At 68.1% G+C, this 26,718-nt stretch carries 30 protein-coding genes and 1 tRNA gene; 13 read left to right on the forward strand and 18 right to left on the reverse strand.

Features of this window, described 5'->3' with window-relative positions:
• Nucleotides 1-137 precede the first annotated feature (137 nt).
• Entirely contained in the window at nt 138-1,241 is a 1,104-nt protein-coding gene (locus CGUA_RS10830; protein WP_290195581.1) for a LacI family DNA-binding transcriptional regulator, read from the forward strand.
• 21 nt (nt 1,242-1,262) lie between these two features.
• Here the strand turns inward: CGUA_RS10830 and CGUA_RS10835 are convergent, their stop codons facing one another.
• Nucleotides 1,263-2,516 (reverse strand): glutaminase, encoded by a 1,254-nt coding sequence (locus CGUA_RS10835; RefSeq protein ID WP_290195583.1) that lies wholly within the window; start codon nt 2,514-2,516, stop codon nt 1,263-1,265.
• Nucleotides 2,517-2,660: 144 nt separating this feature from the next.
• Between CGUA_RS10835 and uxaC the strand changes: the two genes are divergently transcribed.
• The 5 genes from uxaC to CGUA_RS10860 all read left to right on the forward strand — a co-directional run bounded on the left by uxaC (nt 2,661) and on the right by CGUA_RS10860 (nt 8,975).
• On the forward strand, nt 2,661-4,067 hold the full coding sequence (gene uxaC / locus CGUA_RS10840) for a glucuronate isomerase (protein ID WP_290195584.1): 1,407 nt from the start codon (nt 2,661-2,663) through the stop codon (nt 4,065-4,067).
• Nucleotides 4,064-5,452, forward strand: a complete 1,389-nt coding sequence (locus tag CGUA_RS10845; protein WP_290195586.1) for a mannitol dehydrogenase family protein — start codon at nt 4,064-4,066, stop codon at nt 5,450-5,452. Before uxaC ends, CGUA_RS10845 begins: the two co-directional genes overlap by 4 nt.
• Nucleotides 5,453-5,638: 186 nt before the next feature.
• Nucleotides 5,639-7,720: a cytidylate kinase family protein gene (locus CGUA_RS10850; protein WP_310169424.1), complete on the forward strand. Its 2,082-nt coding sequence runs from the start codon at nt 5,639-5,641 to the stop codon at nt 7,718-7,720.
• A gap of 122 nt (nt 7,721-7,842) precedes the next feature.
• A complete protein-coding gene (locus CGUA_RS10855) occupies nt 7,843-8,349 on the forward strand; it encodes a gluconokinase (protein ID WP_290195591.1) in 507 nt (168 codons plus the stop codon).
• 68 nt (nt 8,350-8,417) lie between these two features.
• The gene (locus CGUA_RS10860; RefSeq protein ID WP_290195593.1) at nt 8,418-8,975 is read left to right on the forward strand and encodes an isochorismatase family protein; all 558 of its coding nucleotides are present in this window, start codon (nt 8,418-8,420) and stop codon (nt 8,973-8,975) included.
• 51 nt (nt 8,976-9,026) lie between these two features.
• Here CGUA_RS10860 and CGUA_RS10865 read toward each other — a convergent pair whose 3' ends face one another.
• A complete protein-coding gene (locus CGUA_RS10865) occupies nt 9,027-9,383 on the reverse strand; it encodes an ArsR/SmtB family transcription factor (RefSeq protein ID WP_290195596.1) in 357 nt (118 codons plus the stop codon).
• A gap of 56 nt (nt 9,384-9,439) precedes the next feature.
• On the opposite strand from CGUA_RS10865, the gene CGUA_RS10870 reads away from it, so the two are divergent.
• Complete coding sequence (locus tag CGUA_RS10870; RefSeq protein ID WP_290195598.1) at nt 9,440-10,519, forward strand: cation diffusion facilitator family transporter; 1,080 nt, start codon at nt 9,440-9,442, stop codon at nt 10,517-10,519.
• A gap of 1 nt (nt 10,520) precedes the next feature.
• On the opposite strand, the gene CGUA_RS10875 is transcribed toward CGUA_RS10870, so the two are convergent.
• Nucleotides 10,521-10,805 carry a DUF3618 domain-containing protein gene (locus CGUA_RS10875; protein WP_290195600.1) on the reverse strand — a complete coding sequence of 95 codons (285 nt, stop codon included), beginning with the start codon at nt 10,803-10,805 and terminating at the stop codon, nt 10,521-10,523.
• A gap of 114 nt (nt 10,806-10,919) precedes the next feature.
• Between CGUA_RS10875 and bcp the strand changes: the two genes are divergently transcribed.
• Complete coding sequence (bcp, locus tag CGUA_RS10880; RefSeq protein ID WP_290195602.1) at nt 10,920-11,390, forward strand: thioredoxin-dependent thiol peroxidase; 471 nt, start codon at nt 10,920-10,922, stop codon at nt 11,388-11,390.
• Between the two features lie 110 nt (nt 11,391-11,500).
• Here the strand turns inward: bcp and acpS are convergent, their stop codons facing one another.
• Together acpS and CGUA_RS10890 are read right to left on the reverse strand one after the other, a co-directional pair.
• Nucleotides 11,501-11,881, reverse strand: coding sequence for a holo-ACP synthase AcpS (gene acpS, locus CGUA_RS10885; RefSeq protein WP_290195604.1), 381 nt, complete (start codon nt 11,879-11,881; stop codon nt 11,501-11,503).
• Between the two features lies 1 nt (nt 11,882).
• Nucleotides 11,883-11,964, reverse strand: a tRNA-Leu gene (locus CGUA_RS10890).
• A 150-nt stretch (nt 11,965-12,114) separates the two neighbouring features.
• Here CGUA_RS10890 and CGUA_RS10895 point away from each other — a divergent pair.
• Both CGUA_RS10895 and CGUA_RS10900 read left to right on the forward strand, forming a co-directional pair.
• Complete coding sequence (locus CGUA_RS10895; protein WP_290198377.1) at nt 12,115-12,603, forward strand: hypothetical protein; 489 nt, start codon at nt 12,115-12,117, stop codon at nt 12,601-12,603.
• On the forward strand, nt 12,600-13,004 hold the full coding sequence (locus CGUA_RS10900) for a DUF3817 domain-containing protein (RefSeq protein WP_290195605.1): 405 nt from the start codon (nt 12,600-12,602) through the stop codon (nt 13,002-13,004). Before CGUA_RS10895 ends, CGUA_RS10900 begins: the two co-directional genes overlap by 4 nt.
• Here CGUA_RS10900 and CGUA_RS10905 read toward each other — a convergent pair whose 3' ends face one another.
• Genes CGUA_RS10905 through CGUA_RS10920 form a run of 4 tightly spaced genes read right to left on the reverse strand, consistent with a single transcriptional unit; the run spans nt 13,005 to nt 16,764 of the window.
• Complete coding sequence (locus CGUA_RS10905) at nt 13,005-13,637, reverse strand: MusI family membrane protein (RefSeq protein ID WP_290195607.1); 633 nt, start codon at nt 13,635-13,637, stop codon at nt 13,005-13,007.
• An 11-nt stretch (nt 13,638-13,648) separates the two neighbouring features.
• Nucleotides 13,649-14,527 (reverse strand): carbohydrate ABC transporter permease, encoded by an 879-nt coding sequence (locus CGUA_RS10910; RefSeq protein WP_290195610.1) that lies wholly within the window; start codon nt 14,525-14,527, stop codon nt 13,649-13,651.
• Nucleotides 14,524-15,369, reverse strand: coding sequence for a carbohydrate ABC transporter permease (locus CGUA_RS10915; RefSeq protein ID WP_290195612.1), 846 nt, complete (start codon nt 15,367-15,369; stop codon nt 14,524-14,526). Before CGUA_RS10915 ends, CGUA_RS10910 begins: the two co-directional genes overlap by 4 nt.
• A 54-nt stretch (nt 15,370-15,423) precedes the next feature.
• Nucleotides 15,424-16,764 carry an ABC transporter substrate-binding protein gene (locus CGUA_RS10920; RefSeq protein ID WP_290195614.1) on the reverse strand — a complete coding sequence of 447 codons (1,341 nt, stop codon included), beginning with the start codon at nt 16,762-16,764 and terminating at the stop codon, nt 15,424-15,426.
• A 353-nt stretch (nt 16,765-17,117) separates the two neighbouring features.
• Between CGUA_RS10920 and CGUA_RS10925 the strand changes: the two genes are divergently transcribed.
• Nucleotides 17,118-18,260, forward strand: coding sequence for an ABC transporter ATP-binding protein (locus CGUA_RS10925; RefSeq protein WP_290195616.1), 1,143 nt, complete (start codon nt 17,118-17,120; stop codon nt 18,258-18,260).
• On the opposite strand, the gene rdgB is transcribed toward CGUA_RS10925, so the two are convergent.
• The 9 genes from rdgB to clpS all read right to left on the reverse strand — a co-directional run bounded on the left by rdgB (nt 18,257) and on the right by clpS (nt 24,577).
• Nucleotides 18,257-18,865: an RdgB/HAM1 family non-canonical purine NTP pyrophosphatase gene (gene rdgB, locus CGUA_RS10930; protein ID WP_290195618.1), complete on the reverse strand. Its 609-nt coding sequence runs from the start codon at nt 18,863-18,865 to the stop codon at nt 18,257-18,259. The genes CGUA_RS10925 and rdgB overlap by 4 nt on opposite strands.
• A complete protein-coding gene (rph, locus tag CGUA_RS10935; protein ID WP_290195620.1) occupies nt 18,862-19,605 on the reverse strand; it encodes a ribonuclease PH in 744 nt (247 codons plus the stop codon). Before rph ends, rdgB begins: the two co-directional genes overlap by 4 nt.
• Before the next feature lie 10 nt (nt 19,606-19,615).
• Nucleotides 19,616-20,383 (reverse strand): MBL fold metallo-hydrolase, encoded by a 768-nt coding sequence (locus CGUA_RS10940; RefSeq protein WP_290195623.1) that lies wholly within the window; start codon nt 20,381-20,383, stop codon nt 19,616-19,618.
• Between the two features lie 50 nt (nt 20,384-20,433).
• The gene (gene murI / locus CGUA_RS10945; protein WP_290195625.1) at nt 20,434-21,273 is read right to left on the reverse strand and encodes a glutamate racemase; all 840 of its coding nucleotides are present in this window, start codon (nt 21,271-21,273) and stop codon (nt 20,434-20,436) included.
• A gap of 29 nt (nt 21,274-21,302) precedes the next feature.
• On the reverse strand, nt 21,303-21,818 hold the full coding sequence (locus CGUA_RS10950; RefSeq protein WP_290195627.1) for a MarR family winged helix-turn-helix transcriptional regulator: 516 nt from the start codon (nt 21,816-21,818) through the stop codon (nt 21,303-21,305).
• 92 nt (nt 21,819-21,910) lie between these two features.
• Nucleotides 21,911-22,657 carry a rhomboid family intramembrane serine protease gene (locus CGUA_RS10955; RefSeq protein WP_374725045.1) on the reverse strand — a complete coding sequence of 249 codons (747 nt, stop codon included), beginning with the start codon at nt 22,655-22,657 and terminating at the stop codon, nt 21,911-21,913.
• A 45-nt stretch (nt 22,658-22,702) separates the two neighbouring features.
• Nucleotides 22,703-23,653: a P1 family peptidase gene (locus CGUA_RS10960; protein WP_290195630.1), complete on the reverse strand. Its 951-nt coding sequence runs from the start codon at nt 23,651-23,653 to the stop codon at nt 22,703-22,705.
• The gene (locus CGUA_RS10965) at nt 23,653-24,192 is read right to left on the reverse strand and encodes a DUF2017 domain-containing protein (protein ID WP_290195631.1); all 540 of its coding nucleotides are present in this window, start codon (nt 24,190-24,192) and stop codon (nt 23,653-23,655) included. Before CGUA_RS10965 ends, CGUA_RS10960 begins: the two co-directional genes overlap by 1 nt.
• A gap of 49 nt (nt 24,193-24,241) precedes the next feature.
• Nucleotides 24,242-24,577 (reverse strand): ATP-dependent Clp protease adapter ClpS, encoded by a 336-nt coding sequence (clpS, locus tag CGUA_RS10970; RefSeq protein ID WP_290195634.1) that lies wholly within the window; start codon nt 24,575-24,577, stop codon nt 24,242-24,244.
• Nucleotides 24,578-24,719: 142 nt separating this feature from the next.
• On the opposite strand from clpS, the gene CGUA_RS10975 reads away from it, so the two are divergent.
• Nucleotides 24,720-25,319 carry a CAP domain-containing protein gene (locus CGUA_RS10975; RefSeq protein WP_290195636.1) on the forward strand — a complete coding sequence of 200 codons (600 nt, stop codon included), beginning with the start codon at nt 24,720-24,722 and terminating at the stop codon, nt 25,317-25,319.
• Between the two features lie 40 nt (nt 25,320-25,359).
• Complete coding sequence (locus CGUA_RS10980) at nt 25,360-26,715, forward strand: nicotinate phosphoribosyltransferase (RefSeq protein ID WP_374725046.1); 1,356 nt, start codon at nt 25,360-25,362, stop codon at nt 26,713-26,715.
• Nucleotides 26,716-26,718 lie beyond the last annotated feature (3 nt).

Genomic DNA, 26,718 nt, shown 5'->3' on the forward strand with positions numbered 1-26,718 from the left:
TTCACCCGGGCGCGGACGGCGGCGGTTCCGCCGGCCCGCCCCGGGACTCGATCTACCGCTGACCCTATCAGCCGTGACCCCCGCCACGTGACGGTTCCCCGCGGCCCCTCCGGGACCCACCCGCTAGAATTGGTGCCATGACCGCCCCCGACAACCCCGCCACGGCCGTTCCGGGGTCCGACGGGGAGCACGTGACGATCTACGACGTTGCCGAGGAGGCCGGGGTCTCCGCGTCCACCGTCTCCCGCGCGTTCTCCCGCCCCGACCGCGTGTCCTCCCGCACGGCCGAGCGGGTCCGGCAGGCCGCGGAGAGGCTCGGCTACCGCCGCGACCTGGACACCCGCCCCAAGCCCGCCACCCGCACGAAGGCCCTGGGCATGATCATGGCCGACGTCACCAACCCCTTCTTCCAGGACGTGCTCCGGGGTGCGGAGCACGCCGCGCGCGTCCAGGACTACGTCGTCCTCTCCGTCGACACCGCCGAGTCCGTGCCCCGCGCCCAGCGCGCGGCGGAGCGCCTGGTTCCGCTCGTCGACGCCCTGCTGCTCGTGTCCTCCCGGCTGTCCAACGGCGAGATCCAGAAGATCGCGCGCCAGTTGCCGACGGTGTCCATCAACCGTCCCGTGCACGGCGTGCCGAGCGTGCTGGTCGACAACTACGCCGGCGCGATCAACGCCGCCGTCCACCTCCACGAGCAGGGCGCGCGCTCGGTGACCTACCTCGCCGGGCCGAACGACTCCTGGGCGGACGGCGTGCGCTGGCGCGGGCTTCTCGACGCGGTGGGCACCACCGACCCCCGTGAGGGTGACGCCGTGCTCACCCGGACGACGACGCTGCCGACGGGGACCCTGCGCAAGCTCGCCCGCATGCAGATGCGCCAGCTCCGGGTCGACGAACCCACGGTCCGTGGCGGCCGACGCGCCTTCGAGATCTGGCGGACGCATCCCACCGACGCCGTCCTCTGCTTCAACAACATGGTGGCGATCGGGTTCATGAACCAGGCGGAGACGGCCGGCGCCCACATCCCGGACGACATCCTCGTCGTGGCCTTCGACAACACCGAACTCTCGGGCCTGGTCACCCCCGGCCTGACGACGGTCGCCGGGCCCTCCCGCTCCGTCGGGCGCGTGGCGGCGGCCAACGCGCTGGCGCTGGCCGAGGGGCTGCGCTCCCCGCTCACCAAACCTCGCGTGCTGCCGACGCGTCTGGTCCTGCGCGGCTCCTCCGTCCGCAGGGACTGACCCGGCCTCAGGCTGCCGGCATCAGGCGTCCAGGTCCATCACGTCCGGTACGAGGGTGCCGTCGTCGAGCTCGTTGTCGAGGAGGAATCCCCGCGGATCGTGGCTGGCGATCTCCCGACCGCCCTCGCGCAGGCGGCGCAGCCCCTCCCCCAGCATCGCGATGCCCATCGGCTGGGTGTGGGTGACGCGTTCCAGATCCAGCACGACTCGCTCGCCGGTGAGTTTCCTGCCCGAGATCGCGTGCAGCGCGGCCTCGGCCGCGGAGAAGTCGACCGGCCCCTGCAGGACGACCACGCTGTCGCCGCCGCGATGTTCGATGGTGCGCACGGTCTCCGAGCCGCTCATGCCGACGCCGTTCATGAGGTGCAGGCCCATCTGATCGGAGAGCTCCTCGAAGGCCTTCACGCCGCGGACGGAGTTGCCGGAGCCGTCCAGGCGGGGCGAAAGCGCGGCGATGCCCAGCTGGCTCGGCAGCGTGCCGATGATGCCGCCGGAGACGCCCGACTTCGCGGGGATGCCCACCCGCGCCTGCCATCGGCCGGCCGCGTCGTACATCCCGGAGGAGTTCATCACGGAGAGGGTGAGCCGGGCGACGCGGGCGTCGACAAGCTTTTCCCCGGAGCGCGGATGAACGCCGCCGTTGGCCAGCGTCCCGGCCATGACGGCGAGGTCCTTGACGGTGACCTTCACCGAGCACTGGCGGATGTAGCTGAGCACGGCGTCCTGCGCGGAATCGGTGATGATGTCGTAGCTGCGCAACATGTGCGCCAGGGAGAGGTTACGGTCGGCGCCCGCGAGCTCGCTTTCGGCGGACTTCTCGTCGATCTCGAGTTCGCGGCCGGCCAACCGGGAGAAATAGTCGCGGATCATCTCGACGCGCTCGTCGACGCCCGAGTCCGGCCCGTTGATGAGCTGGTTGACGGTGATGGCGCCGGCGTTGATCATCGCGTTGACGGGGCGACCGTCCTCGCCCAGCGAGAGCTCGTTGAAGGCCTCGCCGGAGGGTTCCAGCCCGACGGCGTCGACGACCGCGTCCATGCCGGCGGACTCGATGGCCAGCGCGTAGGCGAAGGGCTTAGACAGGGACTGAATGGTGAACTCCACGTCGTCGTCGCCCGCGGAATAGAGGTGGCCGCTGGTCGTGCACAGGGCCAGCCCCAGCCACTCCGGATCGGCCTGGGCCAGCTCGGGGATGTAGGTGGGGATCTCCCCGCTGGAATCGTCGCGAACCGAATCGAGGATGTCACCGAGGTAATCGGGGATCGGATTCTCCATGCCCCCAGGCTATCGATTGGCGGGACGCCGGGGGCAGGTTCCCGCCCCACCGGAGCCCACCCCGGCAGGCGCCCCGGGCGCCAATTCACGACAACTTCGTGCAACTTCTTGAATGTGATGACCAACCCAAAGTTGGATGGGGATATGAGTACATCACATGCCGCACACCCGGACCGGCTCCTGCCCGCCGATCCCGGTACCCGTGACATCGCCCGCCGCCTGCTGGCCAACGTCGAGGACCTCCCGATCATCTCCCCGCACGGTCACCTGGACCCGGCGATGTTCACCCGGGACGAGGCCTTCGAGAACCCGACCGCGCTGCTGATCTCCCCGGATCACTACCTGACCCGCGTCCTCCACACCGCGGGCTACGAGCTCTCCGAACTCGGCGTCGGCGGCCACGAGGCCGACCCGCGCGAGGCCTGGCGCATCTTCGCCGCCAACTGGCACCTCTACGCCGGCACCGCCACCGGCTACTGGGTGGAGCAGGAGTTCGAGCACGTCTTCAGGATTGACCCGGACACCATCTCCGCCGGGAACGCCGACGCGATTTACGACGAGCTCTCCGCCATCCTGGCCCGCCCGGACTTCCGCCCGCGCGCCCTGGCCGAGGAGTTCAACCTCGAGGTGCTGGCCACCACCGACGACCCGCTGGACACCCTCGAGCACCACAAGGCGCTCGCCGAGGACCCGACCTTCTCCCCGCGCGTGCTGCCGACCTTCCGCCCGGACGCGTACACCAAGATGTACAAGCCGGAATTCGCGGCCAACGTCGAGAAGCTCATCCAGACCGCCGGCGAGGGCAAGTCCGGCTGGGAGGGCTACCTCACCGCGATGCGCAACCGCCGCCAGTACTTCATCGAGCACGGCGCCACCTCCTCCGACCACGGCACCCACAACGCCGACACCACCCCGCTCAGCGACGCCGAGGCCCAGGCCCTGCTGGACAAGGGCATGCGCGGCGAGGCCACCTTCGAGGAGGCCCTGGCCTTCGAGGCGAACACCACCTTCCGTTTCGCGGAGATGGCCCAGGACGACGGCTTGGTCATGACCCTGCACCCGGGCTCCCACCGCAACCACTCCACCTCCGCCTTCCAGAAGTACGGCGCGGACGTCGGCCACGACATCCCCTTCCAGATGGAGTACACCAACGCCCTGCAGCCGATGCTGTCGACCTTCGGCGAGAACAAGGACTTCCACTTCGTCATCTTCACCATGGACGAGACCACCTTCTCCCGCGAGATCGCCCCGCTGGCCGGCTACTACCCGTCCGTCTACGCCGGCGCCCCCTGGTGGTTCATCGACGAGATCGACGCGATGAACCGGTTCCGTCAGTACACCACCGGCACCACGGGCTTCTCCCGCTACTCCGGCTTCATCGACGACACCCGCGCCTACTGCTCCATCCCGGCGCGCCACAACACCTCCCGTCGCGTGGAGGCGAACTACCTGGCCCGTCTCGTCGCTGAGCACCGTCTCACCGAGGACCGCGCCGCCGACATCATCGTCGATCTCATCGACGCTTCCCCGAGGAGGGTTTTCAAGCTGTGAGCACTCTGAACCGCACCGCCGACACCGCCACCCCGCCGGTCCGTCTGGTCCACCTGGGCCTGGGCGCCTTCCACCGCGCCCACCAGGTCTGGTACACCCAGCAGGCCGAGGCCGATCCGGCCACCCCGCAGTGGGGCTACGCCTCCTTCACCGGGCGCTCCCGCGGGGCCGCCGACCTGCTCAAGTCCCAGGACGGGCTGTTCACGCTGGTCACCCGGTCCGGTGCCGGCGACGACTTCGAGGTCATCTCCTCGCTGGTCGATCCCGCCTACGCCGACGACACCGCCCACATGGTGGAGCTGCTGGCCCGGCCGGAGGTCGCCGTCGTCACGCTGACCGTCACCGAGGCGGGTTACCACCTCGCCGAGGACGGCACCCTGCTTCACGACGCCGACGTGACCGCCGATCTCGCCGCCCTCAAGGACGCCGTGGCCGACCCCACCGGCTTCACCGGAACCCTCCGGACCGCGGCCGGCAAGATCGTGCTCGGCCTGGCCGCCCGCCGCGCGGCCGGCGCCGGCGGGCTGGCCGTCATGAGCTGCGACAACGTCGCCGACAACGGCCCGCTGACCCGCGGCTCCGTCTGCGGCTTCGCCCGTGAGCTCGACGCCGACCTCGCCGACTGGATCGAGCAGGAGGTCACCTTCCCGTCGACGTCCATCGACCGCATCACCCCGGCCACCGACGACTCCCTCATCGCCGACGTCAAAGCCGCGACCGGCGTCGACGACTCCTCCCCCGTCGTCACCGAACCCTTCGCCTCCTGGGTCATCGAGGGCGAGTTCCCCGCCGGACGCCCGGACTGGGAGAAGGCCGGCGTCGAGTTCGTCGACGAGATCGAGGAGTTCGAGCGTCGCAAGCTCTGGCTGCTCAACGGCTCGCATTCCCTGATGGCCTACTACGCGCAGCTGCGCGGCCACGCCACCGTCGCCGAGGCCATCGGTGACGCCGAGGTCCGTGCCCGGGTCGAGGCTCTGTGGGACGAGGCCGCCAACCACCTGCAGGCCCCGGAACTCAAGGTCCCGGAGTACCGTGCCAGCCTGACCGAACGCTTCGAGAACCCGCGCATCCGTCACAACCTGGTGCAGATCGCCACCGACGGCGGCACCAAGCAGCGCATGCGCGCCGTACCGATCATGAAGGCCGAGCTGGCCGAGGGCCGCGACGGCGCCGCCGCGGCCTTCTCGATCGCCGCCTGGATCGCCTACCTGCTTCGCGAGGGCGCCACCCAGGAAATCAAGGACACCCGCGCCGAGGAGCTGGCCCGCGCCCGCTCCGCCGCCGATCCGGTCCGCTCGCTGATCGCCGCTCTCGACGAAGAGCTGGCGGGCACCGAGTCCGCGGTCGCCCTGATCCGATCCCAGGTCGAATCCATCCAGCGGTAGGTCGACGCTCCGGCGTCGCCACGCACCGGCGGGGAGACCGGACCGCCCGACGGGCAGGTGGACTCCGACCGGCGCGACCACGCGCTACGACTGAACACACCTTCCCATTCATGGTTTCCTAAAGGAGCAGCCGTGTCCACCACCACAACAGCACCGCCCGCGGGCGGCGCCTCCCGGCAGGGGCAGATGCCCAGCCACCGGGTCCTGACGTATTCGCTCGGCGACGTCGCCAACAACATGTCCTTCATGATGACCTCCATGTTCCTCATGGTCTACATGACGGACATCGTCGGCCTCTCCGCCGGCGTGGCCGGTACCATCTACGGCATCACCAAGATCTGGGCCGGTTTCGCCGACCTGATCGCCGGCAACGTCGTCGACCGGACCAACACCAGGTGGGGCCGCCTGCGGCCCTATCTGCTGTTCGGTCCTGCGCCGCTGGCCCTCGTCTTCATCGCCCTGTTCTCCACCCCGGCGGGTCTGAATCCGACGATGGCCATCGCCTGGATCTTCCTCTTCGACGCGCTGTACCAGCTGGCCTACTCCTTCATCAACATCCCGTACGGTTCGCTGGCCTCGGCCATGACCCAGGATCCGGTGGACCGCTCCAAGCTCTCGGGCTCGCGCTCGATCGCCGCCTCCCTGGCCGCGGTCGCCCTGGCCTACGTCGTCGCCCCGCAGTTCGGTGACACCGCCGCCGACGGCATCCGCCAGCAGTTCATGATCACCTGCATCATCCTGGCGGTCATCGCCATCGTGCTCTACCTGGTCTGCTTCGCGAACTCCCGGGAGGTCGTCCCGCGCGCCAGCGGCCGAATCTCCTTCAAGCAGACCTTCAAGATGCTGGGCCAGAACGGCCCACTGAAGGTCCTCCTGCTGATGGCGGTTCTCTTCCTGACGTCCAACTTCGTGTTCAACGCGGTGGCCCTGTACTACGTGCGCGCGATCACCGGCAACGCCGCCTACTTCGCCGCCCTGCAGCTCTCGCAGACCGTCGGCACCATCCTGGTCGCCTCCTTCGCGCCGACGATCACCCGCCATCTGGGCAAGCGCAACGGCTACCTGATGGGCGCGGTGTTCGCGATCGCCGGTTATTCGATGATCTTCCTCATCCCCGGCGGCAGCCTGACTCCGGCGCTGATCGCCTGGTTCGTCGTCGGCCTCGGCGTCGGCGGCACGAACTCCATGATGTTCTCCATGCAGGCCGACACCGTCGACTACGGCGAGCACGTCTCCGGCATCCGCTCCGAGGGCGGCTCCTACTCCATCCTCTCCTTCACCCGGAAGATCGGCCAGGGCATCGGCGGTTGGCTGGGCGGCCTCGTCATCGGGGCCTTCGGCTACACCGCCGGGGTCGAGGTTCTCGAGGGTTCGGACGTCGCTCTGGGCCTGCGCATCGCCGCGGGCGCCGTCCCGGCGGCGCTGGCGCTCGGCGCCATGCTCGTCGCCTTCTTCTACCGTCTGGACGCCGACACCCACGCCAAGGTCGTCGACGACCTGACCCAGCGTCGAACCCAGACCTCCATCGCCGAGGCCAAGGGCGTCGACGCGGAGCTCACCCTGGTCGGCGCGGCCGGCGTCGGCGACGGGCGCACCACCCTGATGCGCAAGCCGGGGCTGCCCAACCCGCCGATCGTCACCCTCTTCGGTCAGCGCGGTTCCGGCGCCACAGACATCGGCCCGCTGGTGGCGCAGAGGCTGGGCGTGCCCTACATCGACCAGAAGTTCTCCTCCCGGGAGCTGGCCCAGGTCGACCAGACCACCCTGCTGTCCGACTCCGCCTTCAACCGCTTCCTGCGCAGCCTCTCCGGCGCCGGCGGCCAGGGCACCGAACTCGGGGCAGCCACGGAGGCCGCGTCCAACCACCGGATGGCCACCCAGAACACCCAGGACGTCCTCGCCGACGTCGAAAACGGCGGCGTCATGCTGGGCCGCAACGGCGCGCTCGTCCTCGGCCCGGTCGTGGGCACCCTGCACGTCCGGCTGGTCGCGCCCATGGACCGGCGGATCGAACGCGTCATGTACAAGACCGGCATGAGCGCGTCCGACGCCGCGGAGCAGTGCGAGATCGAGGATCGCCTCCGATCCGAAATGAGCCTGCGTCTGTACAAGTGGGATCCGAACGCGGATGAGGAGTACGACCTGACGATCAACACCGCCTCGACCACCTACGAGCAGGTCGCGGATCTCATTGTCAACATGTACCACTCCAAGTACCCGGAGAATGTCGCCCCCGTTCGTGGGGAGTCCGAGGACGGCAACAAGTAGCAACCGCTGGCCAACGCCCCGACTGTCGCGCTATGATATCACCATTATGGCGCGCTGGCGGGGCTCCCCTTTCCATGTTCCCCACCCCATACCGCCGCCACCCCGAGAAGAAAGCAGGAGCAATGACCACCGAGAACAAACCCCTCCACGTCGTCGTGATGGGGGTCTCCGGCTCAGGCAAGACCACCGTCGGAGAGATGCTCGCCGAACAGCTGGGACTGCCCTACTACGACGGGGACGACCTCCACCCGCAGGCAAACATCGACAAGATGGCCCAGGGCATCCCGCTCACCGACGAGGACCGCTGGCCCTGGCTCACGCTCGTCGGCGAGTGGCTCGCCGAGCGTCCCGCGGGCGGCGTCATCGGCTGCAGCGCACTCAAGCGCTCCTACCGCGACGCCATCCGCGCCGCCTCCCCGGGAGTCTCCTTCGTCCACGTCCACGGCGCCAAGGAGCTGCTGCGCGAACGCATGGAGCACCGACCGGGCCACTTCATGCCGGCCAGCCTGCTCGACTCCCAGTTCGCCACCCTGGAGGAGCTCGACGAGGACGAGGTCGGCCAGGTCTTCGACGTGGCCGACACCCCGGACCGCATCGTCGAGGCGGCCGCCCTCTGGCTCAAGCGCTAGCCTCCCGCCCCGCGCAACCCCGCTAGAATCGGGACCATCGTTAGCCAACCTAAGGATGGTCCTTTTCCATGCGTGCACTAGTCATCGTCGACGTTCAGAACGACTTCACCACCGGCTCACTGGCCACGCGGCGCGGCCCCGAGGTGGCGGGCACCATCGGCCAGTACATCGGCGATGACCTCGCCGAACTGAACCACTACTCCACCATCGTCGCCACCCAGGACTGGCACGTCGATCCGGGCGCGCACTTCTCCGAGGAACCCGACTTCGTGGACTCCTGGCCGCGCCACTGCGTCGCCGGCACCGAGGGGGCCGAGATGCACCCCGCGCTGGCCGACGCCCCCATCGAGGCCTACTTCCGCAAGGGCGAGTACGAGGCCGCCTACTCCGGTTTCGAGGGCAGCGCCGACGGGGTGGGACTGGCCGACTGGCTCCGTGCGCGCGGCGTCACCGACCTCGACGTGGTCGGCATCGCCACCGACCACTGCGTCCGCGCCACCGTCCGCGACGCCCTCCGGGCCGGCTTCGGCGTCCGCGTACTCACTGGCATGTGCGCCGCCGTGGACAACGCCCGCGGTGACGCCGCCCTCCTTGAGATGGAGAAGGCCGGGGCCGAGCTCCTCTGAGCCTTCCCGGCCCCTGCTTGTCGACGCCCGCTCCGGGCGGCGACAAGCCCCCTACTCCACGCGGTACCCGTGCCCGGACGCATCCGCCACCGCACCGGAAAGGTGCTCCGCGTGGGAGAGCGCCTCCGCGAGCAGCCGTCTCACGTGGGACTCAGTGGCCCGGTAGTGGACGAACGTGCCCTCCCGCCGGCCGCTCACCAGGCCGGCAAGCCTGAGCTTCGCCAGGTGCTGGCTGACCGTAGAGGGCGTCGCCTCCACCAACTCTGCGAGTGCGTTGACGCTGGACTCGTCCTGGAACAGCGCCCAGAGGATCCGGACCCGGGTCGGATCGGCGAGCAGGCGGAAAGTGTCGGCCGCGATGCGGGCGTGGTCGGCGTCCGGAACCGGGTACTTCAACGCGTCGTGCATGTGATCATGGTAGCAACAACTGTCTATCTGCATAACTACGAAGATACGATGGCAGCATGGAGACCTCCCACCGCCACGACCATGGGCACGACCATGGGCACGACCATCACCACGACCACGATCACAGCGCTGGCCCGCTCGCCCGACTCAAACACGCACTCATCCCGCACAGCCACGACCACGCCGCCGCCGTCCCCGATTCCGGCCCCGATTCCAGCACAGCCACCGAGATCGGCATCCGGGCGGCCTGGATCAGTCTCCTGGGAATGGGCGTCACCGCCGCCCTGCAGATCATCATCGTCGCGCTCAGCGGCTCGGTCGGGCTCCTGGCGGACACCGTGCACAATCTCGGCCACCTGGTGACCACGATCCCGCTGATCATCGCCTTCCGGCTCGGGCGTCGGGCGGCCACCCGCCGCTACAACCACGGCTTCGGCCGCGCCGAGGACGTCGCCGGCCTGTTCATCGGCGGTGTGGTCGCCTTTTCCGCGGCGCTCATCATCTGGGAGTCCGTCGCCGCCCTCTCCGAGAGCCGGGAAATGACTAACCTGGGCTGGGTCATGGCGGCCGCGCTCATCGGCGCCGCCGGCAACGAGATCGTGGCGATCTACCGCATCCGCGCCGGCAGGAGAATCGGCTCCGCGGCTCTGATCGCTGAAGGCCAGCACGCCCGGACCGACGCGTTGACCTCGCTGGCGGTCGCCGTCGGCGTGATCGGCGCCTGGGCGGGACTGCCCTGGTTGGACCCGCTGGTGGGGCTGATCATCGCCGCGGTCATCCTGGGTGTTCTCGTGCAGACCATGCGCACCGTCTTCCAGCGCCTCATGGACGGCGTGGACCCGGCGGTGATCGACCGGACCGAGCACCTGGCCGGGGAGGTCCCCGGCGTACGCTCGGTGGCGTCGGCCCGGGCCCGCTGGAGCGGACACCGGCTGCTGCTCGAGGTGGAGGTCGGCGTCGATCCCGGGCTGAGCGTCTCCGAAGCCGACGCCATCGCGGGTCGCGTGAGGGAGTGCCTGCTCAGGGGCATCGGCCACGTGGGGCGCGCCACGGTTGGGGTGGTTCCCGCGACACGCGGCGACGGGCAGGAAAAAGGCCGCCGCCGTGAGTTCGGGGGCGGCCGGTCACTTGCCTGAATCAGGCCCAGGAACGCTCCGCCAGCAGCTTCTGGATCTCCTTGATGTCGTTGGCCTTGCGTCGGTTGCGGGCCACCGTCAGCCCCACGACGCCGATGACCGCGGCAGCGACGCCGGCGATGACCTTCTGGACCGTCGGATCCTGGAGCTTGTTGGAGACACCGGTCTTGGCATCCTCGACCAGCGTGGCCGGCTTGGTGCGGTGGGCCAGCTCGTCCAGAGTGCCGGCCAGCTGCGCGCGGGTACGCTCGATGTCGCGCTGGATGTCGTCGATGTTACGTGCCACGAGGAATCTCCCTTGTCGTGCTTGTCTGTGAATGTTCTCAACTCCGGTTCCCGGACCAGTGTAGTCACAGACAATGCCTCCGGCGCGAGCGACTATCCCGGTAGTCTCGGTGACATGACTGAAGCAATCCGACTCGAAGTGGGCGACACCGCCCCGGCATTCACCCTGACCGACGACACCGGCGCCGAGGTGTCCCTCAGCGACTACGCGGGCAGGAAGGTCCTCGTGTACTTCTACCCCAAGGCGGCCACCCCGGGCTGCACCACCGAAGCCTGCGACTTCCGTGACAACCTGGGCGAGCTCAATGAGCTGGGCATCGAGGTCCTCGGCATTTCCCCGGATTCGGTGGCGAGCCTGACGAAGTTCAAGGCCGACGAGGGCCTCAACTTCCCGCTGCTCTCCGACGCCGACAAGTCCGTCATGACGGCCTGGGGCGCCTTCGGCGAGAAGAACAACTACGGCAAGATCGTCCAGGGCGTGATCCGCTCCACCTTCCTCGTCGACGAGGAGGGCACGATCGCCCTGGCCCGGTACAACGTGAAGGCGACCGGCCACGTCGGCCGCATCCTCAAGGACGTCGCCTAATCCTCACTCACTCGTCGACACCCGGGAACCCGCACCGCTGTGCGGGTTCCCGCCTTTTCCGGCAGCCCCTCACTCCCCCGCAGGAAACCGGGTCCGAAAACGCCGCCCGCTCACTGCTGGAACTGACAGATCGCCACGGCGTAGTCGCCGTCATGGCTGATGCTCAGACTGGTGAGCGGGTTTCCCGCCTTTTCCTTCACCCGGCCGTGGAGAACGATGGCCACCCGGCCCCACCGGTCGGGACGAATCTCGATCTCGGCGAAGTCCACGTCGTCGCCGCCGATGAAGGGAGGGCGCCCGTAGATCGATTGCGACCACGCCTTGATGAAGGCCTCCTTCGCGGCCCACCTGCCCGCCAGGTGCGCGTCGCGGTCCGGCTTCGTCGCCGCCACACGGATTTCCGCGGCCGTGAACACCGCCTCAAACGTCGATCCCGGGGTGGCCAACTGCTGGGCAAACCCCGGGACATGGACGATGTCGATGCCGATCACGTGCGCCCGGAGAGACTTGAACTCTCACGTCCTAGGACACTGGAACCTAAATCCAGCGCGTCTGCCAATTCCGCCACGGGCGCGTCGTCGCTCATCCTAACGCGAGCGGTGTACCACACGGAAAACAACCCGCAGGGAATCCAACTTTCGACGCACAGTGGTTAAGATGGCCCAGTGTGAGTAGCAACAATGGCGAGGACGTCGAGATCGAGTGGGTCTGGGACCCCGACGACCTGGACGCCACGCACGATGACGACGCCACCGCAGAAGCCACCGCGGCGGCCGGCGAAGACCGCTTCCGCGTCCGCGCCTGGCACATCGTCTTTCTGCTTGTGCTGGTCATGGCGACGATCGGCCTGGCCTGGTGGCAGTGGTCCCGGTTCCAGTCCGGTTCGGGAAGCTTCCAGAACCTCGGTTACGCGTTCCAGTGGCCGCTGTTCGGGGTCTTCTTCGTCTACGCGTACCGGATGATCGTCAAATACGAGAACAAGGCGCGCGCGGCGAAAAGCCAGGCCGCGGACCCGGACTTCGTCTACCAGGCGGACACCGCCGAGCTCGACGACAACGGCCGGCCCCTGGTCACCGAGATCGACGAGGATTTTCTGCCCTCCCGGCCCCGGCTGGACGTCGACGAGTTCAACGAACTCAACCGGCAGCGCCGCGGCCCCGACTCCGGCCCGGGCCACCCCGAAGCACCGACCACCCCTAGGGAGAATTCATGACCACCGACCAGACCCGCAAGATCCGCCGAGTCCACCCCGAGCGCAAGCGCCGGGTCCGCGGCGCCCTGAAGTTCTTCTCCGTCTCCGCCTGGGTGACGGGAATCTTCCTGCTCCTGCTGGTGGTGCGCATGGTGATGCAGTACATCCTCAGGATGGACATTCCGGAGTGGGCCACCTGGGTCGCCATCCTGCACGGCTGGGCCTACATCATCTTCGTCATCGCCACCTTCAACCTCGGCCTCAAGGCCCGCTGGGAGCCGAAGTGGTGGGTGACCACCGTGCTTGGCGGAGTGGTCCCCTTCCTGTCCTTCTGGGTCGAGAACAACCGCCGCCACGAGGTGGTCAACAAGTTCCAGCTTGATCTTCCGGATCATCCGGAGGGCACCCGGTCGGCCGCCTGACTAGTCCCCGTCGACGGCGCCGTGGAGAACCTCAGCCGTCAACAGCGCCAGGAGGTACTGGGTCAGGCCCAGCCCGATAATCAGGTAGAAGCCGAGCAGCACCGACCATTGCCCCGGGGCGACACCCAGCACCACCCAGGGGGCCGCGTAGAGCGCCACCCCGCCCAGGGTCCGGAAGGGGTAGCGCACTGAATGCAGGGCCGCGGCGGTCAGCGTCGGGGCGACCCCGGCCGGGCGGGCGTCGAGAAGCGGATAGAACCAGACAGATATCCCGCCGACCAGCCCCATCCCCATGAGCACCAGCGCCGAGAGCACCACCGACGTGACGCCGTCGACGGCGCGCCCGATGACGATCAGCTCATAGAGTGCCAGCAGCCCACACCCCAGCGACACCAGCCACCAGACGGTCGCCGCCGCCCAGCCCCGGGGAAGCAGCCCGAGGAAGGACCGGACCGGGCGGGAACCCTCGCCGCGGACCAGTCCCCGGGTGACACCCGCGGCCGCCCGCTGGGCCGGCCCGAAAGTGAGCAGCGGCAGCGCCCCCACGACCATCGCGAGGTTGACCAGCACAAGGTCGGCGAAGAGCGCCAGGGCCCGGTAGAAGGGCGTGTCGATTCCAAAGATGCGGGACATTCTTCAGCAGGCTAGCCCTTCACCGCACCCGCCGCGACTCCCTCGATGATGTACTTCTGGGCGGAGACGTAGAAGATGATGATGGGCACGATCGCCAGGACGAGCATCGCCATCATCGCCCCCATGTCGCGATTTCCCTGGGAGCCGACGAAGCTCTGGATGACGACCGGGATCGTCTTGTAGGGCGTCGACAGGCCGATGACCAGGTACGGCAGCAGGTAGTCATTCCACACCCACATCGCGTTGAGGATCGCGACCGTGATCGCGGTGGGTTTGAGCATGGGGAAGACCACCCGGAAATAGGACTGCAGCGGTCCACAGCCGTCCATGATCGCCGCCTCCTCGATCTCGAGCGGGATGGACTTCACGAACCCGGAGAACATGAACACCGACAAACCCGCGCCGAAACCGACGTAGAGCACGACGATTCCGAGCGGGTTGTTGAGGTTGAGCATGTCCGCGATCTGCACCGTCGGAAACATCACCATCTGAAACGGAATGACCATGGAGAAGACGAGGACGTAGTAGATCGCGCTGGTCCACCACGTCTTGACGCGGGTGATGTAGTACGCGGTCATCGCCGAGAGGAACACGATGGCGATCACCGAGAGGATGGTGATGACGAAGGACCACAGCACCGCCCAGTGGAACCCCTGCTTGGTCAGGCCGACGACGTAGTTGTCGATTCCGGCCCACAGGTCGCCGAGGGGCAGCGCGAAGGGCGAATTCGCGATCGCGAACTTCTGCTTGAAGGAGTTGACGAGGATGAAGACGATCGGGCCGACGAACGCGATCGTCAGCAGGATGAGAATGGCGTAGAGGACGACCTTCGCGGGGCCGCTGACGCCGGTCGAGTCCGTCCCGCGCCGGGACTGGGTGAGGGTACTCATGCTTCCACCTCCCTGGATCGGGTGATTTTCAGCTGGAACATGGCGATCACGACGACCACCACCACGAAGATCACGGCCTTCGCCTGGCCGACGCCTTCGACGCCGATCCTGGTGAACATCGTGTTGACGATGTTCAGGGCGACCATCTCCGTCGCGCCGCCCGGGGCACCGTTGGTCAGCGCGAGGTTCTGGTCGAAGAGCTTGAAGGTGTTCGACAGGGTGAGGAAGACGCAGATCGTGATGGCGGGCATGACCATCGGGATGGTCACGCTGCGCAGCGTCTGCCAGCGGTCCGCGCCGTCAATCTCCGCCGCCTCCAGCAGTTCCTGCGGGACGTTCTGCAGCCCGGCGATGTAGATGATCATCATGTAGCCGACCATCTGCCAGTTGATGAGCATGACCAGGCCGAGGTAGCCGTACTTCCAGTCCGCGACGATGGTGGTCCCGTACTGGGCCAGCACGGCGTTGATCATCGATTGCCAGGTGTAGCCGAGCACGATGCCGCCGATGAGGTTCGGCATGAAGAACACCGTGCGGAAGAAATTGGTGCCCCGCAGTTTGCGGGTCAGGAGCCAGGCGATGGCGAAGGCGGCGACGTTGACGGTGATGACCGAGACCACGACGACCAGCAGCGTAAAACCGAAGGCCGCGACGAACCCCTCCCGCTCGGAGAACGCCCGGGCATAGTTGTCGAGGCCGACGAACTCGGCGTTCTGGAGGGTGGTGAAGTCAGCGAAGGAGAGAGCGAAGCCGATGACGAACGGGACCAGGAAAGCGATCAGGAAGGCCAGCAGCGTCGGCAGGACGAACACGGGGAAATACTTCTTCAGAGAGGCTTGCATTGCGGGCGCCTTCCGGGGTCGGGTGGCGCCCCCGCGGGGAACGCCACCGGGGAATTACTGCAGGGCCGCCGTCTCGGCCTCCCAGTTCGCCCGGAAGTTCTCGACGACCTGATCCCACTCCATGTTCCCGGAGGCGTACTGGGCAAGATCCTGACCGAAGTCGTTCTTGAACTGCTGGGAGGGGAAGTACTGGAAGTCCCAAGGGATGGCCGTGCTGTCCGGGTTCGCCAGTGACTCCGCCACCTGGCGGGCCAGCGGGTCGGCCGGGGTGTCATCCTCGGTGAAACCCTCGAAGGGGGCGATGAAACCGAGGTCCTCGACGACGCGCGTCTTGCCGGCGTCGCTGGTGAACAACCAGTTGAGGAAGTCGATGGAGGCCTGCTGGTCAGCCTCGCTGGCGTCCGAGTTCACCGCCAGGTAGTTCTCGGTGCCGATGGCCAGGCCCTGCTCGGGGTCCTGGGGCATGCCGGTGTACATGGGCATGAATTTGATGTCATCTTCGGCGACGACGTTTCCGGAGACATCGGCGATCTGGCTCCAGGCCCAGTTGCCGTTCTGGACCATGGCCGCCTGGCCGAGCGCGAATTCCGCCATTGAGTCGGTGACGGACTTCGACGGCGCCAGCGACGGTTCCACCGTGGAATCGGTGAGATAGAGGTCGAAGAGGTTCTTGAAGTTCTCGTTGTACGTGAACTCCAGGGTGGGGGCGTCGGTGGTGCCGAGATCCTCGAACTCGTAGTGGACCGGGATATTGGCCAGGTGGGTCTGCCAGCGCCAGTCCTCGCCGGAGGCCAGGGAGGTGGAGGCGAACACGCCGTCGATGCCGAGTTCGGCCTTCTTGGCCTGCATGTCGTCCGCGACGGCCTTGAGCGTGTCAAAGTCGGTGATTTCCTCGACCGAGCCGACGGCCGCGCCCGGCAGCGCAAAATACCGGTCCATGATGGCCTGGTTGTAGATGATTCCGTAGCCTTCGACGGCGAAGGGAACGCCGACGATGGCGTCCTCATCGTCCTTGAGCGGGGAGGTGTCTTCCTTGAGCGCTTTGGCGAAGTCCGCCTCGGAGAGATCCGCCATGTAGTCACCCCAGGTCTGCTGCCCGACCGGACCGTTGACCTGGAAGATCGTCGGGGCCTCCTGCTTGCCGATCTCCGCCTTGAGCGTCTGCTCATAGTTTCCGGAGGCCGCGGTGACGACCTTGACGTCGACGCCGGTTTCCTCGGTGTAGGCGGCGGCGATTTCCTGGTATGCGGCGTCCTGCTCCGGCTTGAAGTTGAGGAAGTAGACGTTGGCCTCGTCACCGCCGCCGGAGGAGCAGGCCGCCAGACCGGCGACGGACAGGGCGGAAACGAGGGTCACGGCGACGACGCGGGAAAGGCGACGGGTGGGGTGGGACACAGGGACCTCCTGAAGGATGTGCGTGGAAGCGAACCGAGTTCGGTGACTCGTCCGGCGCCCCTGCGGATGAAGCCCGCACGACCAGTGACGCCTGACACGTTCATATTCAATTATTACACAGTTCACTGCTATGCCTCCGAGAGTAGGCCAGCTTTTCACACCAAGTAAAGGAACCGGTCATACCCACCGGGCCCCGGCACCCCCGCCCCCACGAAATGGGCAGCACACAGGCCATTTCTTGGTCACGGCCGGGCCCCACCCTTGGCCCGACCCACACCTGGAGGGATACTGGTTATCACCTAACCTCGCACCCGGATCGTTCAGCACGTACCTGCTGATGGAGGAGAATTCATATGTCAGTCGTCGTTTTCGACAACGCCACCAGAACCTACCCGGGCAATCCCCACCCCTCCGTCGACAGACTGAACCTGCGCATCGGCGACGGCGAGTTCCTCGTCCTCGTCGGCCCCTCCGGCTCCGGGAAATCCACCGCGCTGCGCATGCTCGCCGGCCTGGAGGACATCAACGACGGGCGCATCCTCATCGGCGAGAACGACGTCACCCACGTCCCCCCGCGGGAGCGCGACATCGCCATGGTGTTCCAGAACTACGCCCTGTACCCGCACATGACCGTGCGGGAGAACATGGGCTTCGCGCTCAAGATCGCGGGGATGGACCGCGCGGCCATCGACGAGCGGGTGGAGGAGGCGGCGACGGCGCTCGACCTGCTCCCCTACCTGGAGCGCAAGCCGAAGGCCCTGTCGGGCGGACAGCGTCAACGCGTGGCGATGGGCCGGGCGATCGTCCGCCGCCCGCGGGTGTTTCTCATGGACGAGCCGCTGTCCAACCTCGACGCGAAACTGCGTGTGCAGACCCGCACGCAGATCGCCCGGCTCCAGCGCGAGCTCGGCGTGACGACTCTCTACGTCACCCACGACCAGACCGAGGCCCTGACGATGGGTGACCGCATCGCGGTCCTCAAGGACGGGGTACTCCAGCAGGTGGCCACCCCCAAGGAGATGTACCAGCGCCCCACCAATGAATTCGTCGCCGGATTCATCGGCTCACCCGCCATGAACCTCGGCACCTTCACCCTCGACGGCCGGACCGCTCACCTGGGGGCGGCCCATCTCAGGGTCCCGGAGTCCTTCCTCGCCGGGCTCGGCGCCTCCGACAACGGGACCGTCATCCTCGGCTTCCGGCCGGAGGCCCTGGAACTTGTCCCGGACGCCGACGTCGGCACGATCCCCATCCTCGTCGACTTCATCGAGCAGCTCGGCTCGGACGCCTATCTCTACGGCACCCTCCACGGTGGGGGCGCGTTGGGATCAGGGTCCGACTCCAACCCGGACAAGGCCGCCGTCGACAGCATCATCGTCCGCATTCCCCCGCTGAACACTCCCGAGCCCGGCGACGTCGTGCAGGCGCGGGTCCGCGAGGGGCAGCTGCACGGATTTGCGCCGTCAACGGGTCTGCGGTTGCCCGATCCCGTCTAACCGGCCAGGCCGGCGATGACCTCGACCAGCCCGGTCAGCGCCTTCCCGCGGTGCGAGAGCGCGTCCTTTTCTGCCGGGGCGAGCTGCGCGGAGGATCGGCCCAGGGTCTCGGCGGGCTCGAACAACGGGTCGTAGCCGAAGCCGTTCTCCCCGGCCTCCTCGTGCAGGAGACGGCCCTCCCAGCGCCCCTCGGACACGTGCTCCTGGCCGTCCGGGGTGACCAGTGCGCACACGGAGACGAACGCCGCGTGGCGACGCTCCTCCGGGACGTCCCGCATCTGCGCCAGCAGCAGGTCGTTGTTCGCCCGATCATCGCCATGGGCGCCGGACCAGCGTGCGGAGAGCACGCCGGGCATGCCGTTCAGCTCCTCGACGGCGAGACCGGAATCGTCGGCGATGGTGACCAGGCCAGTTTCCCGGGCCCCGGCGCGCGCCTTGATCAGCGCGTTGTCCGCGAAGGTGCGCCCGTTCTCGACCGGATCCTCGTACTGGACGGGGGCGTCGGCGAGCGCGACGAGATCCACGCCGCTGATGGCGTGGGCGTCGAGGATGCGCTGCAGCTCGGCGAGCTTCTTGGCGTTGTTGGATGCGACCAGGAGCTTCACGGAAGGACCGCTTCCAGCGCGGTCTTCTGCACCTGGTGAAGCTCACGGATGCCCTTCTCCGCCAGATCGAGCAGCGCACCCAGTTCCTCGCGGCCGAAGTCGCCCTCCTCGCCGGTGCCCTGGATCTCGACGAAACGGCCGGACTCGGTCATGACGACGTTCATGTCGACCTCGGCGCGCACGTCCTCCTCGTACGGCAGATCCAGCATCGGCACACCGTCGACGATCCCCACGGAGACGGCGGCGACCGGCGGCAGCAGCGGGTTGCCGGGGACGACGCCGGCCTCCTGCAGGACCGCGACGGCGTCGGCGAGCGCGACGTAGGCGCCCGTGATGGCGGCGGTGCGGGTGCCGCCGTCGGCCTGCAGCACGTCGCAGTCGATGTTGATGGTGTTCTCGCCCAACTGGGTCAGGTCGACGGCCGCCCGGAGGCTGCGGCCGATGAGGCGGGAAATCTCGTGGGTGCGGCCCTTGACCTTGCCGGACATGGATTCACGGCGGTTGCGCTCGTGGGTGGCAGCCGGGAGCATGGCGTACTCGGCGGTGAGCCAGCCCTCGCCGGAGTCCTTCTTGAAACGCGGCACGCCCAGTTCGATGGAGGCGGTGCACATGACGCGGGTGTCGCCGAACTCGACGAGCACGGAGCCGGCCGGGTTGGTGGTGAAGCCGCGGGTGATGCGGATGGAGCGCAGCTGGTCGGTCGAGCGGCCGTCTGCGCGGGTGTTCTGGGTGTCAGTCATGCACACCAGGCTACAACGCGTAGACCTGGCCGGGCTCGCCGACGCTGATCTGGCCGTCGAACTCGCTGCGCGCCGCGGCAAGGGTGGCCTCGACGTCGGCCCACGGCTGAATGTGGATGAGCACCAGGTGCCCGACGCCGGCTTCGCGGGCGACACGACCGGCGTCCGCGCCCGACATGTGCATGCCCGGCGCCATGCCCTCGCCGCTCGGCCCCCAGCAGGCCTCGGCGAAAAGGAGGTCGGCGCCGCGCGCCGCCGTGACCAGGTTCGGGGTGTAGGCGGAATCGCCCGAGTAGGTGATCACCTTGCCGGTGGCGGGCTCACGCACGCGCAGGGCGTAGGCCTCGATCGGGTGCAGGACACGGTAGGGGGTGATGGTCACCCGGCCGAGGATTTCCGTCTGCCCGTCCACCCACGGGGCGAAGGCGAAGGTGTCGGACATGTCATCGACGCCGCCCGGCTCGTTCGAGCTGAGCCGCCCGAGGTGGATCGGGGTGTCCACCGGCCCGAAGCAGAGATCGCGGCCGTAGGACGCGGCGTCCGGATGGAAACGGCGCCAGACCATGAGCGAGGGGAAGTCGGTGCAGTGGTCTGCGTGGAGATGGGAGAAGACGACGTGGGCGTCGGCAGGGTTCTGAATCGCCTGCAGGGCGGCCAGGGTGCCGGGGCCGAGGTCCATGACCACCGACTCGTCATTGTCGACGGTGATGAGATATCCGGAGGCGGGCTTGCCTGGTGCGGGCACGCTGCCGGAGCACCCGAGGATGGTCAGCTTCATAGCCCAACTGTGCCACGAACCTCCTGATTTTTCGACTGAAACCACGCGGTTCAGCCGAAGGAGTGCTGGTGAACCCCGGAAATGCCGGGGCCGAGGAAACGCTGCGCCAGGGCCGTGAATTTCTCGGGATCACCGGTCGACTCGAAGATCCGCGTCGGCGGGCCGTGGACCTCCGGATCGGCGAGCATGTCCCTCTCGGTCAGGATGCGCAGCACGTCCTTCGCCGTCTCCTCGGCGGAGGAGACGAGGGTGACTCCGTCGCCGACCGCGAGCTGGATGATCCCCGACAGCAGCGGATAGTGGGTGCACCCGAGCACGAGCGTGTCGACGCCCGCCGCCTGGACAGGTTCCAGGTAGCCCTCCGCGACACCGAGGATCTGGCGGCCGGAGGTGATGCCGCGCTCGACGAACTCCACGAAGGCCGGGCAGGCGGCTGCGGTGACCTCGACGTTCGGGTTGAGGCGGAAGAGATCCTGGTAGGCGCCGGACTTGATGGTGCCAGCGGTGCCGATCACCCCGACCCGGCCGTTGCGCGTCGAGGCCATGGCACGCCGCACCGCCGGGTGGATGACCTCGACGATGGGGATGTCGTAGCGCTCGCGCGCGTCGTGCAGGAAGGCGGCGGTGGCCGTGTTACAGGCGATGACCAGCATCTTGCAGCCGCGTTCGACGAGGTCGTCGGCGATGACGCGGGCGTGCTCGCGGACCTGGGCGATGGGCAGCGGTCCGTAGGGGCCGTTGGCGGTGTCGCCGACGTAGATCAGCGACTCGTTCGGCAGCTGATCCATGACGGTGCGGGCCACGGTCAGGCCGCCGACGCCGGAATCGAACATCCCGATCGGGGCGCCGGGCCCGGGGGTGGACGCAGGGGAAGATGCTGAGGTGTTCATCACCGGCCCATCCTAGGCCCTGCGTCCGCTCAGACGGCTTCCGCGGTGTCCCCGGCGCACTCATGTGCTCCGTCGGCATCACGCACCGAGGCGGCCATCTTGCGCAGGGCGGAGCCCAGCGCCCGGGACTCCTCCGGGGTCAGGTTGTCGAACACCAGTCGGCGGATCTCGGCGATGTGCGCCGGGACGTTCTCCTCGTAGAGGGACCACCCGGTGCGGGTGAGGTCCACCAGCGTCGTCCGCCCGTCATGCGGGTCCGGCAGGCGTCGGGCCAGGCCGCGCTTCTCCAGGCGCGTGACGACTCGGGAGAGGTGGGACAGGGACATGTCTGCGGTGGTGGCCAGCTCACTCATGCGGACCGGTCGCCGCTCAGCGGTGGCGACGTGGTGGAGGGCGCAGAAATCATGATGGGAGATCCCGGCACGGCGCCGGAGACGCGTGTCGAGCTGGGCGGGCAGCCCCAGCCGGAAGGACGAGAGGTTACGCCAGGTCTCGGTCTCCTCGCCGCTCAACCGGTGGGCGGGGTTGATGTTCGTCGTCGTCATGACTGCACACTTTAAGCCAGAACCTGAGAACCTTTCACATCTAGAGTCAGAATTTCATATACTCCGTCCGCGTAACCTCCCCACACCGGTGGTCACCTGCCGTTCCGGACGTCCTTCTTCGCGCTGCGGTAGGCCACCAGGTGCGGCGGGTCGTCCGAGGTGATGAACATTCCGGCCAGTACGCCGCCGACGGCGCCGAAGAGGTGCGCCTGCCACGACAGGCCGGGGGTGCCGGGCAAGAGCCCGAAGATGAGGCCGGAGTAAATGAAACCGAGGGTCACCCCCAGCCCGATCTCCGCCAGCGAGCGGTTGAAGAAACCGCGGATCAGCAGGTAGGCGAGCCAGCCGTAGACCAGGCCGGAGGCCCCGATGTGGTTGGTGCCGATGCCGCCGAACAGCCACACGCCGGCGCCTCCGACGATCACCACGATGGCGGTCACCTCCCAGAACACCCGCGGGCCCGAATGCCCGATGAGGAAGGCGAAAATCGCCCCCGGCAGCGTGTTCGACATCAGGTGGGAGAAGTCGGCGTGCAGGAGCGGCGAGGTGAAGATTCCCCAGATGGAGCTCAGGTCGAGGGGGTGGATGCCGAAGACGATCAGCTGGCCGCCGAAGAGGAGGCCGTTGACGATGTGGACCGTCCAGATCAGGATGACGAAACCGGTCGCGTAGGACAGTCCCGCCCGCCACCCGCCACGCCGTGGCGCCGGGCGACGCCCGGGGCCGCGCGCCCCCAGGGGCATCGGCCGGCGCCCCGGCTGGTGGGGGTAGCCCTGGCCGCCGAAGGGGTTCTGGCCCCGACCGTAGCCCGGCCGCTGGTTCGGATTCTGGAAACTCATAGTCCTTTCAGGCTACCTGTCCCGCCCTCCCCCGGCGCGGCGCATTCAGGAGACCAGGTCGCTCCACACAGGCAGTCCGTAACCGGGCTCGGCGGTGACCACGGCGTCGACGATGGCCGCTTCTACCGCCTCGGCGGCGGCCACCGACAGCGCAGCCATGGTCTCCAACTCAACGCCCAGGTCCTCCTCCGAGGTGCCGAGGGCGAAGAGGGTGTCGCCGTCCAGCGGGGAATGCGCGGGACGCACCGCCCGGGCAATGCCGTCGTGCCCGGTCATGGCGAGTCGCGTGGCCTGCGCCTTGGTCACGGGCGCGTCGGTCGCGACGACGCCAATGGTGGTGTTCAGCGCCGGGGTGGGGCGCTCGAGTTCGCCGAAGGCGCGCACGTCCACCGCCGGCCGGGTGGGGTCCCCGTGGAGGCGCCCCGTCACCGGGTCGACCACGGAGCCGACCGGGTTGGCGACGACGCCCGCGGCCAGGGTGTACTCCCCCACTCGCACGCTCGCCTGACCGAAGCCTCCGCGCAGCACGCCGGCGGTGGCGCCGCTGCCCGCGCCGACGCTGCCGGAGCCCGCCGCCTCTCCGGACAGGGCGGCACGCACCGCGGTCGCCCCGTCCGCGGCCGTGGGCCGGTGATCGGGGGAACCGACGAGCAGGTCGAAGATGACGGCCGCGGGGACGATCGGCACCCGGGGACCAGGCACGCCCTCCCCGAACACGGGGAAACCGTGGCCTCGAGACTCCAGTTCCCTCACCGCACCGTCGGCGGCGGCCAGCCCGAAGGCGGAACCGCCGGTGAGGATGACCGCTTGCACGCGCTGGACGGTGTTGTGCGGGGCCAGCAGGTCGGTCTCGCGCGTCCCGGGTCCGCCGCCCCGGACGTCGACGCCGCCGGTCATGCCCAGGGGGGATTGGGCGACCACCGCGGTGACGCCGGTGTCGCCGAGGCTGGCGTGGCCGAGCCGGAGTCCGGGGACGTCGCCGAGGCGGCCCGCCATTATTCCCCCATCAGCGCAGACAGGAGGCTGTCCTGGTTGTAGGCCAACCATTCGACCAGGTCGTCGCGGTCCTGCGCCTGCGTCTCGTTGTGTCCTTCGCCCGCAGCCAGATACAGGCGCAGGTCGTTGAGGCCGGCGAGGAACTGCTGCGCCTCCCGTTCGTCGAGGCTGACCTCCACCCCACCGTCCGGGCCCACGGCAGAGGTGATCGCCTGCAGGTTCCCCAGCTTTCCGGAGATTATGTCCGTCTCGTGGAGGGAGCGCAGGAGCGCGTTGTCCCCGTCGAATTCCTCGTCGCCGTCGCGCTCGAAGTCCGGCAACAGCCGCGCCAGCGAGGGATCCTCCGGGGCGTCCTTGTGCCCGGCGGGCAGGCCCATCATCTGCGCGAGTTCATCGCGGGGGGCGGTGCGGGCGCGCTCCATGAGCGCCTCCGCCACGGTGGCGGCGAGGTTGCCGAGCACCTCGCGCTCCATCGGGTCGAATGTGGTGCTGAACTTGGCGGCCCGCATGAGGCCTTTCTTCCTGCGCCAGGGCTTCACTGTGCTCCCTGTTCCTTTCTTTCCGTCACCGGGACGGGCCGGCCGGCCCTTAACCCGCCTGCTGCATGGTGGCCCAGAGCCCGGCGGTGTGCAGCTTCTTGACGTCCGCCTCCACCTTGTCGCGCTCCCCGGAGGAGACCACGGCCCTGCCTTCAGTGTGGACCTGCATCATCAGCTCGGTGGCCTTCTTCTTGCTGTAGCCGAGCACGGTCTGAAAAACGTAGGTCACGTAGCTCATGAGGTTGACCGGGTCGTCCCAGACGATGCACATCCAGGGCAGATTCTCGGCAGTCGCCACATCGACCTGGATGTCCTCGTCCAGTTCGGGAGTGGCCATCGGCGAGGCCATCCTCGGACCGTCGGCGGTTCCGGCTGAGATAATCATGGTCTCCACACTAGTCAACGCCGGTGCCGGGTGCGCAGGATGGCCCGGCGGCAGGTCTGCCGCGCGCCGTGCCTGACGACGCCGGCGGAGCGTTAGACTGTGACGCTGTTACCGCAACCCCGACAGATGACGAAAGTGCGCCATGAATGAGATGTCCTCCCGGCTTGCCGTCCTCGGTTCGGAGCTCATCAATGACCCGCTGAACCTTGTCCGTGAGCCGAACAGGGTTTTTGCGACGCTGCTGAGCGCCGCGACGCTGGCCGCCTCCACCGTCCTCGGGGTCACCGCCGGAGAGGGCGGGGCCGGCTACTTCGGCGGCAGCTCGGGCGACTACGGGGACTTCGCGGACTTCGAGGACCCCGCTCTCCAGGAGCAGCAACGCCTGACCGCGATTGAGCAGGATCTGCAACGTGGACTCCTGGAGCTGCGCGCCCGTGAGGCGGTCGATTATCTCAGCGGCTCCGGCCCGCTCCTTCCCGATCCCGCACTCCAGCTCCAGGCCCAGGACGCGGCCCGCGACAACGCCGCCAACGGCCGGGAGCAGGCCTTCCTGGACAGCAACGTGAGCATGATTCAGGCGAGCCTGCCCGCCGAGTCCGCGTCGGGCGAGGCCTTCCTCGACCTCTGGTTGCGCTCCGCACCGCACACGGAAATCATCCTCGACCCGGCCTACGCCTTCTACGGGGTGTCCACCGCCCAGGGCCACGGAAAGGTGTGGGCCGTCATCCTCTTCAGCCGATAACGCGACACGGGCGGTTCACCGACTAAGTACAGTGGTCTCCGTGAACGACATCGCCCCCCGCACCGATCCCTTCCCGCCGCGCTCCACCGCTCTGCTGACGGACAAGTACGAGCTGACGATGCTGCAGGCCGCGCTCCGCGACGGTACCGCCCACAAGGCATGCGGCTTCGAGGTGTTCTCCCGCCGGCTGCCCAACGAGCGTCGCTACGGCGTCGTCGCCGGCACCGCTCGCGTGCTCCAGGCGATCGAGGCTTTCCGCTTCAGCGAGGAGCAGCTCGCCGAGATGGATTTCCTTGACGAGGCCACCCTGGATTACCTGCGCAACTACCGTTTCACGGGCCAGGTCGACGGTTACCGCGAGGGCGAACTCTACTTCCCCTACTCCCCCATCCTCACGGTGCGCGGCACCTTCGCGGAATGCGTCATCCTGGAGACGGTCATCCTCTCCATCATGAACGCGGACTCCGCCGTGGCCTCCGCCGCCGCCCGGATGGTCACCGCCGCCGACGGCCGCCCCATCATCGAGATGGGGTCGCGTCGCACGCACGAATACGCGGCCGTCACCGCCGCCCGGGCCGCCTACCTCGCCGGTTTCGTCGCCACCTCCAACCTGGAGGCCGCCCAGCGCTACGGCATCCCGGCCTCGGGCACCGCGGCCCACGCCTGGACTCTGCTGCACGTCAACGAGGACGGTTCCCCGAATGAGGCGGCCGCCTTCCGGGCGCAGATCGACGCCCACGGGGTGGACACCACGCTGCTGGTGGACACCTACGACATCACCCAGGGCGTGGCCACCGCCATCGGGGTCGCCGGCACCGAGCTCGGCGGCGTGCGCATCGATTCCGGTGATCTGGGGCCGCTGACCCGGCGGGTGCGCAGGCAGCTCGACGACCTGGGCGCGTACAACACCAAGATCGTCGTCTCCTCCGACCTCGACGAGTTCGCGATCGCCGGCCTGCGCGGCGATCCGGTCGACTCCTACGGTGTCGGCACCTCCGTGGTCACCGGTTCCGGCGCGCCGACCGCCGGCATGGTCTACAAGCTGGTGGAGGTGGAGGGCCATCCCGTCGTCAAGCGCTCCTCCGGCAAGGCCATGACCGGCGGCACCAAGACCGCGATGCGGGTGCACCGCAAGTCCGGCGTCGCGGTGGAGGAGATCGTCTACCCTTACGGCACGCCGACGCCGGACTGCGGTCAGCTCACCGGCGAGGAGCTGGTGAGCCCGATGTTCCGTGACGGGCGGCGCCTCGAGGGACTGCCGGATCTGGAGACCTCCCGCGCGCACCTTGCTCAGCAGCTGAAGATTCTGCCCTGGGAGGGCCTCGCCCTGTCCCGCGATGAGCCGGCCATCCCGACCCGTTTCGTCGGTTTCGCCGAATCCGGGCAGGAGCACTAGCCG

The sequence above is a fragment of the Corynebacterium guangdongense genome, assembly GCF_030408915.1.
Lineage (GTDB): Bacteria > Actinomycetota > Actinomycetes > Mycobacteriales > Mycobacteriaceae > Corynebacterium > Corynebacterium guangdongense.

Coding starts and splice junctions, on each gene's coding strand:
- CGUA_RS10830 (WP_290195581.1), top strand. CDS start 138: ATGACCGCCCCCGACAACCCCGCCACGGCCGTTCCGGGGTCCGACGGG.
- CGUA_RS10835 (WP_290195583.1), bottom strand. CDS start 2,516: ATGGAGAATCCGATCCCCGATTACCTCGGTGACATCCTCGATTCGGTT.
- uxaC (WP_290195584.1), top strand. CDS start 2,661: ATGAGTACATCACATGCCGCACACCCGGACCGGCTCCTGCCCGCCGAT.
- CGUA_RS10850 (WP_310169424.1), top strand. CDS start 5,639: ATGCCCAGCCACCGGGTCCTGACGTATTCGCTCGGCGACGTCGCCAAC.
- CGUA_RS10855 (WP_290195591.1), top strand. CDS start 7,843: ATGACCACCGAGAACAAACCCCTCCACGTCGTCGTGATGGGGGTCTCC.
- CGUA_RS10860 (WP_290195593.1), top strand. CDS start 8,418: ATGCGTGCACTAGTCATCGTCGACGTTCAGAACGACTTCACCACCGGC.
- CGUA_RS10865 (WP_290195596.1), bottom strand. CDS start 9,383: ATGCACGACGCGTTGAAGTACCCGGTTCCGGACGCCGACCACGCCCGC.
- CGUA_RS10870 (WP_290195598.1), top strand. CDS start 9,440: ATGGAGACCTCCCACCGCCACGACCATGGGCACGACCATGGGCACGAC.
- bcp (WP_290195602.1), top strand. CDS start 10,920: ATGACTGAAGCAATCCGACTCGAAGTGGGCGACACCGCCCCGGCATTC.
- CGUA_RS10900 (WP_290195605.1), top strand. CDS start 12,600: ATGACCACCGACCAGACCCGCAAGATCCGCCGAGTCCACCCCGAGCGC.
- CGUA_RS10905 (WP_290195607.1), bottom strand. CDS start 13,637: ATGTCCCGCATCTTTGGAATCGACACGCCCTTCTACCGGGCCCTGGCG.
- CGUA_RS10910 (WP_290195610.1), bottom strand. CDS start 14,527: ATGAGTACCCTCACCCAGTCCCGGCGCGGGACGGACTCGACCGGCGTC.
- CGUA_RS10915 (WP_290195612.1), bottom strand. CDS start 15,369: ATGCAAGCCTCTCTGAAGAAGTATTTCCCCGTGTTCGTCCTGCCGACG.
- CGUA_RS10925 (WP_290195616.1), top strand. CDS start 17,118: ATGTCAGTCGTCGTTTTCGACAACGCCACCAGAACCTACCCGGGCAAT.
- rph (WP_290195620.1), bottom strand. CDS start 19,605: ATGACTGACACCCAGAACACCCGCGCAGACGGCCGCTCGACCGACCAG.
- CGUA_RS10940 (WP_290195623.1), bottom strand. CDS start 20,383: ATGAAGCTGACCATCCTCGGGTGCTCCGGCAGCGTGCCCGCACCAGGC.
- murI (WP_290195625.1), bottom strand. CDS start 21,273: ATGAACACCTCAGCATCTTCCCCTGCGTCCACCCCCGGGCCCGGCGCC.
- CGUA_RS10950 (WP_290195627.1), bottom strand. CDS start 21,818: ATGACGACGACGAACATCAACCCCGCCCACCGGTTGAGCGGCGAGGAG.
- CGUA_RS10955 (WP_374725045.1), bottom strand. CDS start 22,657: ATGAGTTTCCAGAATCCGAACCAGCGGCCGGGCTACGGTCGGGGCCAG.
- CGUA_RS10960 (WP_290195630.1), bottom strand. CDS start 23,653: ATGGCGGGCCGCCTCGGCGACGTCCCCGGACTCCGGCTCGGCCACGCC.
- clpS (WP_290195634.1), bottom strand. CDS start 24,577: ATGATTATCTCAGCCGGAACCGCCGACGGTCCGAGGATGGCCTCGCCG.
- CGUA_RS10975 (WP_290195636.1), top strand. CDS start 24,720: ATGAATGAGATGTCCTCCCGGCTTGCCGTCCTCGGTTCGGAGCTCATC.